Origin of the sequence: Vibrio nitrifigilis, from assembly GCF_015686695.1 — a bacterium.
GTDB lineage: Bacteria > Pseudomonadota > Gammaproteobacteria > Enterobacterales > Vibrionaceae > Vibrio > Vibrio nitrifigilis.
Window position 1 is genome coordinate 257,024 of sequence record NZ_JADPMR010000004.1, and the last position, 14,122, is coordinate 271,145.

A 14,122-nucleotide genomic window follows, 5' to 3' on the forward strand; every position below is an offset into this window, starting at 1 on the left:
ATGAAAAAAATTGCTATTTTGGTCAGTCTAATGTTGACGTCATTTACATTAAACGCTGAACCTTTATCTATGTATTCTTATTTATGTAATAAAGATGGGAATCAACTTGGATATCAACTTAGTGTCGGGCAGGCAAAGACGTTAGTAATGTATCCAGGCAATCAAGTGCAGAGTCGCACGGTTAATATATCTCGAGATCATGAATGGCTATTAACGCATGTTAATCCTGATGAAGTTTCTCCTGCGTGCTTAAGCTATTTTCTCAGTCAGGGATACTGGCGCTCGGGTAAGAGCATTGCCCGTTTTCATTTTGCTTTTAACAGTACTCAAATGAGCAACGACGATAAACAGATTTTCGCTCAAGTGGCGAAAGCATTATCTAACACGCCCAATGTTTCTGTTGTCGGCCATACGGATGCGATTGGTTCTAATGGATATAATCAAACGTTGGGCTCAAAGCGAGCACAAGCTATGACTCAAAAATTGGTGAATGAAGGGGAAAACGTCATGGTGACATCAAGTAGCCGTGGTGAGATGCAGCCTATTATTACCAATACAACAGATTCAGGACGAGCGCTTAATCGGCGGGTAGAAATTATCTTTGATGATATTGCTCGCTAGAGATTCATTTATTCAAAAAAGCCGCAGTTGGTTATCAACTGCGGCTTTTTTATATCGTGTATAGGCAATAAGTGATTATTTCATCGCTTTATACATGGTATTAACGTTATGTTCGAAGGCAGCAACGTAAGTTGGTGCTTCACCTTTAGCATCAGTTAGCGCTTCAGGGTAAAGTTCACCCCCTGATTTAGCACCTGTTGCAGATGCGATTTGTTTCACTAAGCGTGGGTCAGTTTGGTTTTCGATAAAGTAAGTGTGGATGCCTTCTTTTTTGATTTGGTTAATCAATTTACCAACACCAGAGGCACTTGCTTCAGATTCAGTTGAAAAACCAACTGGAGCTAAGAACTTAACATTATATTCTTGACCGAAGTAACCGAAAGCGTCATGGCTAGTTAGAACTTTACGTTTTTCCTCTGGGATAGAAGCCATTTTTTCTTTTGCCCAAACATCAAGTTTTTCAAGCTGTTGAATGTACGCTTCACCGTGTTTTTTGAAGTATTTGGCATCAGCTGGGTCGGCTTTGATTAACGCATTCATAACGTTACGTGCGTATACTTCGCCATTTTTAGCGCTGTTCCAAGCGTGTGGGTCAGTGATTTTTTCACCGTCTTCAACCATTGAACGAGTTTTGATGCCGTTTGATGCCGTAACGATATCACCCTTAAAGCCAGATGATTTAACCAGGCGATCCATCCAGCCTTCAAGGCCAAGACCACTTACAAATACCACGTCTGCTTTGTTGATTAGCACGCTGTCTTTTGGTGATGGTTCGAATGTATGTGGGTCGCCATTGGGTTGAACAAGAGATTTCACTTCAACGTGTTCGCCACCAACATTTTTAACGATGTCTGCGAGCACAGAAAAACTTGCCACAGAATGTACAGTGTTTGCCATGACTGATGGGCTAAGAGCGACTGCAACAGATAGCGCTGCTGTGTGCCAAAGTTTCATTACTATATCCTTAATATCAATTAGTTAAAGTTTCTGATGATTTATTGTAAATGGGCATGATCCCTTTTTCCCGACCAAAGAAGATCGACAGCAAGAAGAGAATGGTCGCTGTGAGAACAATGGCAGGACCTGCTGGGATAGATTGATACCAAGACCAAGCCAAACCGAGGAAAGAGCTCATCGCTCCGACACAAGCGGCAATAACTAAAGTACTGGGTAAATGATTGGTCCAGCAACGGGCTGCAATCGCCGGTAACATCATCAAACCTACCGTCATGAGCGTACCTAAGATTTGGAAACCAGCGACTAAGTTCATCACAACAAGTGCCATAAACATGGCGTGAACCAAGGTCGGAAAACGTTTTGAACGTGCTTGAAAAAAGGAAGCGTTAAATGATTCAAACACGATAGCGCGGTAGAAGAACGCCAGCATAATCACTGTGATACTTGCAATCACACCGATAAAAATTAGCGAATCATTACTTACCGCGAGTAAGGAGCCAAACAGCAAGTGCAGCAAATCAACACCACTACTGCGTAGTGACACTAATGTGACACCTAATGCTAGCGAGCCTAGATATAGGCCTGCAAATGTTGAGTCTTCGTGAAGTTTGGTTGCTTTGCTTATCCAACTCGAACTCATGGCAACTAGAAGGCCAGCGATAAAGCCGCCTAGTCCCATGGCGAATAAAGACATGCCTGCACATAGATAGCCGATAGCCACTCCGGGTAAAACGGCATGGGAAAGGGCATCCCCGATGAGACTCATCCGGCGCAAAATAAGAAATACACCGAGTGGAGTCAAACTTACTGATAGGGCAAGGCACGCTACAAGCGAGCGACGCATGAAGCCAAATTGCATAAAGGCGTCAAATATATGATATGTCATGTGAATACGTTCCTAGCCGAAATTTAAGGCCATTTTCATTGGCGAATCATACAAACTGCAGCTGGCAAGCACTTGCTTTGTTTCGCCCCAGTGGACGCATTGTTGATTAATCAACAACGTTTGCGGAAAGTAAGCTTCAACGATGGTGGGATTATGCAAAACCGTTACGATGGTTTTACCTTGCTGATGCAACTGACAAATCAGTGACAGTAATGCCTCTTGTGTTTGGCTATCAATTCCGGCAAAAGGCTCATCCATAAACATGATGGCAGTGTCTTGCACTAAAAGACGTGCAAATAACATGCGTTGGAATTGTCCACCTGAAAGTTGAGACACCGTATAATTGGCTAGATTGGCAATACCAACTTGTTCCATAGCCGCATATATACGTTCAACGTCATTACGCTTAATACTGCGTAATATGCCGGTATTTGGCCAGCATCCCATAGCGACCACATCAAACACAGTAATCGGGAAACTACGGTCAATGTCGCTTTGTTGTGGTAGCCATGAGAGGGCCATTTTGCGTGGTTGGCTAAATTCAATCTGCCCAGATAAAGCGGGCAGCAAACCACATAAGGTTTTTAATAAGGTTGATTTTCCTGCGCCATTTGCTCCCATGATGGCGGTTAAGCTGCCTTGAGCAAACGATCCAGAAATAGGGTGAGTAAGGCGTTCACCTTGATAACCCACAGTGACATTTTCTAACTTGATCATGGTAGTAGTACTGCCCAGTAGATCGCTAACCAAATACTAGCGAGTAATGCAAGTACAGTGGCTACACGAACGAGCCCTGAGCGGGTTAACCAAGAAGAATAAGTTGAGTATGAGTTTGTCACGGGAATGGGTTTCATCTTATCGATACATCATATGCCTGTTGTTATAATATAACATAACATCTCCTTACAATTTTTTGGAAGCATTATTAGTTTGATGCCCAAGCTAATCGGATATTAGTGAGAAATATTGGTTAAAAATCAGCCTATTTATTTCATCGTGATTGCGTTCTCATTGAGTCGGTGAGATGACCTTTGTCGTGATGCTCTACAAGAATGGAAATAATTATTATTATTTTTCAATTACTTATGTTTATTCTTTGTTTTGATTCAGCAAAGTTCACCGTATTTGCTGCTGAAAAAAAATAAAAAATGAGTTTTTCTACTTCCTGCAAAACGAATTAAACGTCTTCTGCTGCAAAGAGTATGTTGAAATGATTTGTATCCAAATGATTTGAAAATTTTCTCAGGTTATTTTCTCAATCATTGGTAGATACCGTGAACTGATTTACGACATAGAAATTCACAGGACATGCCATTTATGGTTCTAAGGAAGGAGATAGGAATGAGTATTCCACGCCCAAAATTTATTACGTTTGATTGCTACGGCACTTTGACCAATTTTCAAATGGCAGCGATGACGCGCGAGATTTTTAAAGATCGAATTTTGCCAGAGAAGATGGAAGCTTTTGTCAAAGACTTTGGTAGTTTTCGTCTTGATGAAGTACTCGGAGCATGGCAACCATACGACCAATTAATCAAAGCCGCATTAGAACGCACTTGTCGCCGTTGGGGCATCGCTTATAACGATGCTGAAGGGCAGATGTATTACGATGCCGTACCGTCATGGGGCCCACATGCGGATGTACCATCCGGCCTTGCTCGATTAGCAAAAGAATTCCCATTAGTCATTTATTCCAACGCCAGCGATAGTCAAATCATGAGTAACGTTGAACAGTTGGGCGCGCCTTTCCACCGCGTGTTTACGGCTGAAGAAGCCAAACTGTATAAGCCACGTCTGGGCGCATTCGAATATATGCTCGATAACTTAGGCTGTAATCCTGAAGACGTTTTCCATGTGTCTTCAAGTTTTCGTTACGATTTGATGCCAGCCGATGATATTGGCATCGTTAATAAAGCCTTTATAGCTCGTGGCCATGAGCAACCTGGAGATAAAATTTATCGTTATCACCAAGTGCCTGATATCAATGGCTTAGCTGATTTACTCGGTGTGGATTAACTCTACAACTTTTGCTGTCGGACTCGTTAAGGATAAACGGGTTCGGCAAATAAACGGATTCATCATGTGGTCTGAAAAAGCGGGGTTAAAAATGATGGGCACCTAGACCCATGCTGATTGCCCTTAGCGCTGAGAATAAGTTCAGGCTTAGAACTAGGAAAGGTACTTCTATCATGGATGATAAAAAAATTATTACAGGCCAGCATTGTATTGAGGAATATGAACAAATGACGCAGTCCGGTTGGACTCGACGTCGTATTCTGCAAGCGCTAGGCGTAACGGGATTGATGGCTGCGACATCGGGTTCGTTGTTAGGTTCGGTGAATGCCTTTGCTGATACAAACCCCGAGTCATCTGCGGCAAAAACGGGGGGTAAAATTCGCGTGGCGAGTTTGTCATCTTCTACTGCCGATACGCTTGACCCAGCCAAGGGGGCATTATCCACTGATTATACCCGTCACTACATGGTGTATAACGGATTAACTAAGTTCGACGAACATTTAGTTCCTCATCTCGAGTTAGCGCAGAACATCAGTAATAAAGGCGCAAAAACTTGGATTATTACCTTACGTAAAGATGTCACCTTTCATAATGGAAAATCTTTAGATGCCAAAGATGTCGTCTTTTCTTTAGAACGACATAAGGATCCTTCTACTGCCTCTAAAGTGATGGATTTAGCCAAACAGATGGTATCGATTAAAGCCACAGGGAGCCATGAAGTCACCATCGAACTGAACGTGCCTAATGCTGAATTGCCGTCTATTTTTGCCATTTCCCATATGCTGATTGTTCCAGCCGATACTCAAGACTTTAGTCAAGGCATTGGTACTGGACCATTTAAAGTCAAACATTTTGTTCCTGGCATGAGCACAGTAGTCGTGCGTAATGAAAACTACTGGAAACCAGGTTTACCTTATTTGGATGAAATCGAACTATTTGCCATTCCGGATGAGCCATCTCGGGTTAATGCCTTACTAGCTGGCGAAGTTCATGTGATCAATGAGGTAAACCCCCGCTCTACACAGCGTATCGAAAAGAGTGAAAGTCATCACTATGTCAATGCACCATCGGGAAATTATACCGATTTGATTATTCGTCAGGATTTAGCTCCGGGAAATCGTCCCGGGTTTACCGAGGCGATGAAATTGTTGCTCGATCGTGAGCAGATAAAATCAGCGATTTTCCAAGATTTTGCTGTGGTAGGTAACGATACGCCAATTGCACCAAGTGCTCGCTATTTTAATTCTGAACTTAAACAGACTGAATTTGATCCCGAAAAGGCGAAGTTTTTGTTTAAAAAAGCAGGATTGTCTGGGGCGAAGATCCCTGTGGTCGCGTCTTCCGCCGCCACCAGTTCGGTCGATATCGCGGTGCTTTTGCAACAAATGGCACCACAGGCTGGGATTTCAGTTGATGTAAAAGTGAAACCCGCAGATGGTTATTGGTCTAATCATTGGATGAAGCACCCATTAAGTTTTGGCAATATTAACCCCCGTCCGAACGCTGATATCATTTTCTCCCAGTTCTTTGCCACCCATGCCGCATGGAATGAATCGCGTTGGCAAAACAGTGCTTTTGACAAGCTGTTAGTGGATGCACGTAAAGAAACCGATGACGCTAAGCGCAATACGATGTATGCCGAAATGCAGACCTTGGTTCACGATCATTGCGGTATCGGCATTCCGGTATTTATCAGCAACATTGATGGTGTTGATTCGCGCCTGAAAGGTTATGGAACGAACCCTCTAGGGGGCTTTATGGGATACATGTTTGCCGAGAAAGTATGGCTAGATGCGTAATTTAGGGTAAGACCCTGCTGTGGTGCGCAAGGGGTGCGCACCTTAAATAGAAGGAGCTTGAAATGAATCAGATGCTAATAGGTTTAGTGACCAAGCGTGTACTTAGCGCGTTGCTGACGTTATTTCTGGTATCGATAGTGGTGTTTGGCATTACCAATATTTTACCTGGTGATGCAGCCCAACAAATACTTGGCCAGTTTGCAATGCCTGAGCAGGTGGCAGCACTTCGCAAGTCTTTGGGGCTAGATGAACCCGCCATTACTCGTTATTTCCATTGGTTATTTAATGTTATCCAAGGCGATTTTGGACAATCGATGACCAACAATATGCCTGTCAGCCAACTGATGTCCGGGCGCTTAACTAACACTTTAATGTTAGCTGCCGCAACATCAACCGTATCGGTTCCGCTTGCTTTGGCTTTAGGCATCAGTGCTGCCATCTATCAAGGTGGACGTGTCGATAAGGCATTGAATCTTGTCACGTTGGGATTGGTTGCCGTGCCGGAATTTCTGGTCGCGACTATCGCTGTATTGATTTTTGCCGTCAAACTACACTGGTTTTCCGCTCTTTCATACGGTGGCTCTGGCGATAGTTTTTTGTCCTTCCTGCGTTCTTACACGTTACCGGTGATGACCTTATGCTTTGTGATCACGGCGCAAATGGCGCGGATGACCCGAGCTGCGATGGTTGATGAATTATCCACCGATTATGTTGAAATGGCTCGTCTCAAAGGGTTATCAACATTAAAAATTGCATTCTTTCATGCACTGCCAAATGCAGTCGGGCCGATTGTTAATGCGATTGCGCTGAGCTTGTCTTATTTATTCGGTGGCGTGGTCATTGTCGAAACCATTTTTAACTTTCCAGGTATTGCAGGGTTAATGGTCGACGCGGTGACCAACCGCGACATTGCGCTTGTTCAAGCATGTACCATGATTTTTTGTACGGGCTATTTAGCGTTAATTCTCATTGCGGACGTCTGCTCAATTATGTGTAATCCAAGATTGAGGAATCGAGTATGAATGTTCAGGTCATAGCTAAATCACAATCACCATTGATGCGCATGAAACCATGGCTCAATATCAGTTCATTAATGTGTATGTTCTGGTTAGTGATTGCCATTATTGGCCCATGGGTTACCCCCTATGATGTGGGTAAAATAGTCTCTCATGATATTTTTGCGCCTATCAGCGCTCAGTTCCCATTAGGGACGGATTACCTTGGTCGAGACATGCTAAGCCGCATGTTAGTCGCTGCTCGCTATACTGTAGGCTTAGCCTTAGTTGCTTCAATTTGTGCTTCAGCAATCGGAACGTTAATCGCATTAATGGCGGTCATTTCTCCCAAAACTGTGGAAGTGGTTCTTTTACGTATTGTCGATGCGTTAATTTCAATTCCGAGCAAAATGTTGGCGTTAGTTATTGTCGCTGGTTTTGGTAGCTCCGCTCAATTACTGATCTTGACCGCCATCATTGGCTATGCGCCGGGCGCTTTTCGTATTGCTTACAGTTTGGCCTTAAATCAACATGAATTGGAATATGTGAAGGTGGCGATGATTCGCGGTGAAAGCAAGTTCTACATCGCGGTATGCGAAATCTTACCCAATATTTTGAATTCTGTACTGGCGGATTTTGGTTTGCGTTTTGTATTTATCGTGTTGCTTCTTAGTGGTTTAAGCTTTTTGGGCTTAGGTATTCAGCCACCCAATGCTGATCTTGGTTCACTGGTGCGTGAAAATATTGGCGGTTTAAGTCAAGGAGCGCCTGCACTGCTTGCCCCGGCTATTGCAATCGGTTTTTTAACTGTTGGGGTGAATTTGGTGATTGACCGTATTGCTCGTCAACGTAACCAACGCTAAGGAGAAGAAAATGGAATTTCTAACGGTACAAGATTTACGCATTAGTGTTGAACAAGATGGCCGGCCCAAAGATATCGTCAAAAAAGTGAGTTTTGATTTACCTAAAGGCCAGGTTCTTGCACTCATTGGCGAATCAGGTTCAGGGAAAACCACCATTGCCTTATCGTTAATGGGGTATGCCAAACCTGGATGTCATATTTCTGGTGGTTCAGTGATGTTAGGCAATGACTCCGTACTGGATGCAGATATCAAAACATTACGCGAGTGGCGTGGTAATCGTATTGCTTATATTGCGCAGAGCGCCGCTGCCGCTTTCAACCCAAGTAAGCGTTTGATCGATCAAGTGATTGAATCCGCTTATCTTCATGGAATGGATAATAAAGAGAATTTAAAGAAACGGGCGATAGCATTGTTTCGGGATTTAGCGCTGCCTAATCCTGAAAGCATTGGTCGACGTTATCCGCATGAAGTCTCTGGTGGACAACTGCAGCGCGTGATGGCTGCGATGGCCTTAATTGCTGAACCAGAATTGGTGATTCTCGATGAACCGACGACTGCGCTGGATGTCACTACGCAAGTTGAAGTGCTACAAGTCTTTCGTAGTGTTGTAAAAAAGCGTGGGGTAACCGCCGTATATGTTTCCCATGATTTGGCCGTTGTTGCGCAAGTCGCTGATAAAATCGTGGTGTTAAATCAGGGGGAAATTCGCGAGTGTAACTCAACGGCGCAAATTTTAACTCAAGCAGATGATGCTTATACGCAACAATTGCTCGATGCCGCATCACCAAGTGTTAAAGTCACAAGCACCTATCAGACCCCGACTTCAGTGGCGTCGCAGACGCAAAAGCCGTTGTTAGTTCTCAGAAAGATCCTTGCTGGTTATGGCAAGCGTAATTCACACGGTATTCCAGAAGCGAAAGTATTAGATGATATTAATGTGACCCTCTATCCTGGCCAAGCGATTGGTGTTATTGGTGAATCAGGCTCAGGTAAAACGACGTTGGCCAAAGTGGTGGCCGGTTTGTTACCGCCTGCATTGGGAAGCATGAAGCTTTGTGGTGAAGAGCTTAATGGGCCTTATTCCATGCGCACCAAAAAGCAGTGCCGAGAAATTCAAATGGTGTTTCAAAGTGCGGATAACGCGCTTAATCCGAAACATACCATTCGCCAATTGCTTGGCCGGCCGCTTAAAGCGTATTTTTCCATGTCCCGAGGAGAGCGTGAAAAACGTATTTATGAGTTGCTTGAGCTTGTTCAACTGCCCGCTGATCTGATTGATCGTAAGCCCTCTGCGCTGTCTGGTGGTCAAAAACAGCGCATCAATTTAGCGCGTGCGTTAGCTGCTGAGCCTAAAGTAGTGATTTGTGATGAAGTGACGTCGGCTCTAGATACCGTTGTTGGCGCTGCTATTTTGGATTTGTTAAAAGATCTAAAAGCCAAATTAGGCCTTTCTTACTTATTCATCAGTCATGATATTCATACCGTTCGCTCTCTGTGCGAGCAAGTGGTGGTGATGTACAAAGGCCATCAAGTTCAAACGTCCAATACTCATAAATTACAACAGGGTGAGCTACATCCGTATACGGCATTGTTGATCGATTCCATTCCACAAATTCGTCAAGATTGGATTGAAGAGCCTCGTTTAGCCACGGTGCAATTAGCTAAGCCTTCTTTTTATCAGGTGCCTGAGCATACTGAAACCTGTGCTTTTCTTGAACGTTGCCCGCACCGGATTACGGGGATTTGCGACCGTAATGCGCCTGGAATACGTAAAACCGCTCTGGGTGGTCAGATACTGTGTTTATTAAAACCAGATAATTTACCAGTTAACGGAGAACATCATAAAAAGCGACATCAAAATCGCTGGTGTCCCTCGACCAACACAACGGGAAAGGAATTGGTTAATGAACAGTCGCTTTAAACGTGTTGCTGAGCGCGATAGAAAGACGGTCATGATTCATATCGATGGTGAGTTAGTGCATGCCAAACAGGGAGATACGGTAATGGCGGCCATATTAACGCATCAAGGGGCGTTAAGAACGAATGAGTTTGATCATCAACATCGAGCTGGATTCTGCCTGATGGGGGCATGTCAAGATTGCTGGGTATGGACCGCGCAAGGTAAAAGACTGCGTTCATGTTCAACTTCCGTAGAATCTGGAATGGAAATCGTTACAAAACAACCGGAGGCCGTATGGAAGGTTCACGAGTTGTCATAATCGGTGCGGGGCCTGCTGGTATTAGGTGTGCACAGACGCTGGTGGATGCAGGATTAACACCTGTGGTGATCGACGAGCAACCACGTAGTGGCGGACAAATTTATCGCCGTCAACCCCCCAATTTCAAGCGTGGCTATAAGACGTTATATGGTAGCGAAGCCGCTAAAGCACAAGCGCTTCATCGCAGTGCTGATCGTATTGAGTCTAAGATTTTGTATTATCCCAACACTTCAGTGTGGAATGTACAAGATAAGATTGTTTATGCTCATCAAGATGGCCAACCGTTAGAGATTCATTATGATTCAATTGTATTGTGTACTGGCGCAATTGATCGTGTGATGCCGATAGAAGGGTGGCAAAATGCGGGGAGTTATACCTTAGGTGGTGCCCAAGTCGCGTTAAAGCATCAAGGTTTGTCGATTGGCGAACATGTCACCTTTATGGGCACTGGGCCATTACTTTATCTAGTCGCTTACCAATACGTTAAAGCAGGCGCTGATGTTAAAGCCGTATTAGACACCTCAACATTGAAAGATCGGTGCAAAGGGTTAATGGGATTATTGTCCAAGCCACAAGCTCTTTGGTCTGGTCTTTATTTTATGTTGCAAATGAAGCGTGCCGGGGTGGCATTATATTCTGGCATTACACCGCAACGCATTGCCCACGATGAGCAGGGCGTGTGCGGTGTTGAAGCGAAACTCCCTAATGGGAAAAACATTCAAATTCATTGTGATGCTGTAGCAACCGGCTTTCATTTAAAACCAGAAACTCAACTCGCGGACTTACTTGGTTGTGACTTCTCTTTTGATGAACTGAGCCAGTTGTGGCTACTTAACACGGACGGGGAAGGGCGTACGTCGGTACCTCACGTTTATAGTGCGGGTGATGGAACCGCTATTTTAGGTGCAGATGCTGCCGAGTGTGCTGGGCGTTTAGCCGCCTTATCACTGTTACAAGATTTGGATCCGGCGGCAATGGTATTGACGATGACCCATAATCGGCAAAAAGCCCTGAAACAAAAAATGCTCAAAAAACTCGCGCGGTTTCGCCGGTTTGGTTTGGGATTACAAAAAGCGTTTCCTTGGCCTGCGCATATGATTTCTGAGTTAACGGATGAGACGGTCGTCTGTCGCTGTGAAATGATTAAAGCGGGCGAAATTAAGCAAAGTGTTCGTTATAAACAGGCTGATGAAGTCAACCGTTCTAAATCATTTACCAGAGTAGGTATGGGACGTTGCCAAGGCCGGTATTGTGAGCATGTTAATCGCCACTTAATCGCGAAAGCATCACAGCATAATGATACGTTCGTAGGACGCCAGCGTTCTCAAGCGCCAGTCAAACCTCTGCCTGTGGATGTGTATTTGCATCAACCTCAAATCATTAACCAGATTCCAGTGGTGAACTTAGTTGATGAACGGAATGGAGAGTCGGAGGTGAGTGCATGAGCCAGACAAATTTTTACGATGTGATCATAGTTGGTGGTGGCTTTATGGGGACGGCCAGTGCCTTTTTCCTTAGCCAACGTGGAATTAAGGTTGGTTTGTTTGAGCAAAATAGGATTGGGCAGTATGCCAGTGGCGTCAACTTTGGCAACGTACGCCGCCAAGGTCGCCATCTGGATCAGCTGGAACTCGCTAACCGCTCGCGAGATTTATGGGGAAAATTGCCGCAACTGATCGGTGACGATTTGGAGTTTATTCAAAGTGGTCATATGCGGATTGGTTATGAAGAACAGGTCATTCAACAATTTGAAGATTACGCCAACGATCCACGAGCACAAGCTCTTAAGTTAGAAGTATTAACCGGCAAAGCGCTACATGATCGTTTCCCCTATTTGGGTAAAGATGTTCTGGTTGGCTCATATGCACCACTTGATGGACACGCTAACCCCCGTTTAGTCTCACCAGCTTTTGCTCGCGTTGCCAAAAAGCTAGGAGCGGATATTTATGAACATTGTGAAATATCTCGCGTGGCAAAGAACGAGCACGGCTTCACCGTTCAGACCAAAGAAGGGGTGATATACCATTGCCATCAATTGCTAATTACTGCGGGCGCTTGGGCTCAAAGGTTATCTAATCAGTTTGGCGAATCGGTACCACTGTTTACGCGTGGACCGCAAATGACGGTAACCGAACCATTACCTTATCGGTTTAAAACAGTCATTGGGGTCTCTTCGCCCAATGAAATGGATTCAATCTATTTTCGTCAGATACCAAGAGGGAATATAATCATCGGCGGATGCCATCGCACTATCCCTGATATGGACGCCCGCAAAGCCCGTTTTGAGCCTCAAGCGATGATTTACCAGATGCAGCAGCTGCACCGTATTGTTCCTGAGCTGAGTAATATTCATATTATTCGCAGTTGGAGTGGTATCGAAAGTTATTTACCTGACTCACTGCCTATTATGGGGCCAAGCAGTACTACGGAAGGGCTCTATTATGCATTTGGATTTTGTGGACATGGGTTCCAGTTAGGCCCAGCAGTTGGGGACGTGATGGCAGAACTTATCGCGACAGGTGAGACATCGACGTATATTGAACCATTTGATATTCAGAGATTTTTGCCACAACCAGCCAAGAGAATTGCTTAAATGACGGATGCAGAACTGCTTGAGCGACTTATTCGCTTTCCGACGATTTCTTCAGAATCAAACCTAGACTTAATCAAATATGTCGCTGATTTATTGCAAAGTCACGGTATCAATACCACGCAAATTGACGATCCCGATCAGGCAAAGGCCGCGCTGTTTGCTTCCGTTGGTGATCCATCCGTTCCTGGCATATTGTTATCGGGGCATTCAGATGTTGTCCCGGTCGCGGGGCAAAATTGGCATTATGAGCCTTTTAACCCTCAAATTGAGAGTGGTAAGCTCTACGGGCGAGGGGCCTGTGATATGAAAGGCTTTCTTGCTGTCGCAATTAACGTCATGATTTCACTAGCACAGAAACCGTTATCACGACCGGTACATTTAGCGATCAGTTTTGATGAAGAGTTGGGGTGTTTAGGCGTTAAAGATCTTTTATTGCATCTAAAGCATATCGAAGTCGAACCACTATTGTGTATTGTAGGTGAACCGACATTAATGAATATTGCTTTGGGATACAAAGGGAAAGCAGCGTATCGCGTTCATTGCCATGGTCAGGAAGCACATTCATCACGGGCACCTTTGTCAGTCAATGCGATTTATTTAGCGTGTGATGTGATGGCGCAATTGCGCCAAATGCAGCGTGATTTTAAACAGCATGGAGCCAGAGACGAGGCATACGATATTCCGTACTCGACAGTGCATGTTGGGAAAATAGAAGGTGGGAAAGCAATTAATATCGTGCCACAACAGTGCGACTTTGATTTTGAAATCCGCCACCTAGCGGAAGATGATTTGGATGCATCACTCAATACCGTGTTTGAACAAGCCAAAGAGATTGTTGCTCAAGCAAGAGAAGAGCATCCTGATAGTAATGCGGATATTCAATTTGAGTGCATGAGTCGTTACCCGGGATTGAATACTGAGTCAGATAACGCCATGGTGCAATCTTTGATGGCGCATTCCACACCAGAAACTCAATTGATAAAGGTAGCATTCGGTTCTGAAGGTGGGTTGTTTTCTCAATACTTAAATGCCCCAGTTGTTGTTTGCGGCCCAGGTTCAATTGCCCAAGCGCATAAACCAGATGAATATGTTGAGCTTACACAGCTCGACGCTTGTCACCAATTACTCGAGCAATTTACTGCTCACATATGTGAATAAAAAATACGATGCCAA

13 protein-coding genes are annotated in these 14,122 nt (G+C 44.5%); 10 read left to right on the forward strand and 3 right to left on the reverse strand.

Annotation, left to right across the window (positions count from 1 at the left end; translation table 11 throughout):
* Entirely contained in the window at positions 1–621 is a 621-nt protein-coding gene (locus I1A42_RS17410; protein WP_196124207.1) for an OmpA family protein, read from the forward strand.
* Positions 622–696: 75 nt separating this feature from the next.
* Here the strand turns inward: I1A42_RS17410 and I1A42_RS17415 are convergent, their stop codons facing one another.
* The 3 genes from I1A42_RS17415 to I1A42_RS17425 are packed head-to-tail and all read right to left on the reverse strand — an operon-like array spanning position 697 to position 3,181.
* The gene (locus I1A42_RS17415; RefSeq protein WP_161157446.1) at positions 697–1,575 is read right to left on the reverse strand and encodes a metal ABC transporter substrate-binding protein; all 879 of its coding nucleotides are present in this window, start codon (positions 1,573–1,575) and stop codon (positions 697–699) included.
* Positions 1,576–1,591: 16 nt separating this feature from the next.
* Entirely contained in the window at positions 1,592–2,464 is an 873-nt protein-coding gene (locus tag I1A42_RS17420; protein WP_196124208.1) for a metal ABC transporter permease, read from the reverse strand.
* A gap of 12 nt (positions 2,465–2,476) precedes the next feature.
* Positions 2,477–3,181, reverse strand: coding sequence for a metal ABC transporter ATP-binding protein (locus I1A42_RS17425; protein ID WP_161157444.1), 705 nt, complete (start codon positions 3,179–3,181; stop codon positions 2,477–2,479).
* A 624-nt stretch (positions 3,182–3,805) separates the two neighbouring features.
* Between I1A42_RS17425 and I1A42_RS17430 the strand changes: the two genes are divergently transcribed.
* The 9 genes from I1A42_RS17430 to argE all read left to right on the forward strand — a co-directional run bounded on the left by I1A42_RS17430 (position 3,806) and on the right by argE (position 14,107).
* Positions 3,806–4,480, forward strand: a complete 675-nt coding sequence (locus I1A42_RS17430) for a haloacid dehalogenase type II (RefSeq protein ID WP_161157443.1) — start codon at positions 3,806–3,808, stop codon at positions 4,478–4,480.
* 173 nt (positions 4,481–4,653) lie between these two features.
* A complete protein-coding gene (locus tag I1A42_RS17435) occupies positions 4,654–6,279 on the forward strand; it encodes an ABC transporter substrate-binding protein (protein WP_196124209.1) in 1,626 nt (541 codons plus the stop codon).
* 62 nt (positions 6,280–6,341) lie between these two features.
* Positions 6,342–7,301 (forward strand): ABC transporter permease, encoded by a 960-nt coding sequence (locus tag I1A42_RS17440; RefSeq protein WP_161157441.1) that lies wholly within the window; start codon positions 6,342–6,344, stop codon positions 7,299–7,301.
* Entirely contained in the window at positions 7,298–8,137 is an 840-nt protein-coding gene (locus tag I1A42_RS17445; protein WP_196124210.1) for an ABC transporter permease, read from the forward strand. Before I1A42_RS17440 ends, I1A42_RS17445 begins: the two co-directional genes overlap by 4 nt.
* A 10-nt stretch (positions 8,138–8,147) precedes the next feature.
* Positions 8,148–10,058: an ABC transporter ATP-binding protein gene (locus I1A42_RS17450; RefSeq protein WP_196124211.1), complete on the forward strand. Its 1,911-nt coding sequence runs from the start codon at positions 8,148–8,150 to the stop codon at positions 10,056–10,058.
* The gene (locus I1A42_RS17455; RefSeq protein ID WP_161157438.1) at positions 10,042–10,356 is read left to right on the forward strand and encodes a (2Fe-2S)-binding protein; all 315 of its coding nucleotides are present in this window, start codon (positions 10,042–10,044) and stop codon (positions 10,354–10,356) included. The genes I1A42_RS17450 and I1A42_RS17455 overlap by 17 nt, the downstream gene beginning before the upstream one ends.
* Positions 10,332–11,801: an FAD/NAD(P)-dependent oxidoreductase gene (locus tag I1A42_RS17460; RefSeq protein ID WP_161157437.1), complete on the forward strand. Its 1,470-nt coding sequence runs from the start codon at positions 10,332–10,334 to the stop codon at positions 11,799–11,801. Before I1A42_RS17455 ends, I1A42_RS17460 begins: the two co-directional genes overlap by 25 nt.
* Positions 11,798–12,949 carry an NAD(P)/FAD-dependent oxidoreductase gene (locus I1A42_RS17465; protein WP_196124212.1) on the forward strand — a complete coding sequence of 384 codons (1,152 nt, stop codon included), beginning with the start codon at positions 11,798–11,800 and terminating at the stop codon, positions 12,947–12,949. The genes I1A42_RS17460 and I1A42_RS17465 overlap by 4 nt, the downstream gene beginning before the upstream one ends.
* Positions 12,950–14,107, forward strand: a complete 1,158-nt coding sequence (gene argE, locus I1A42_RS17470; RefSeq protein WP_196124213.1) for an acetylornithine deacetylase — start codon at positions 12,950–12,952, stop codon at positions 14,105–14,107. It begins immediately after the preceding gene.
* The last annotated feature ends 15 nt before the right edge of the window (positions 14,108–14,122 follow it).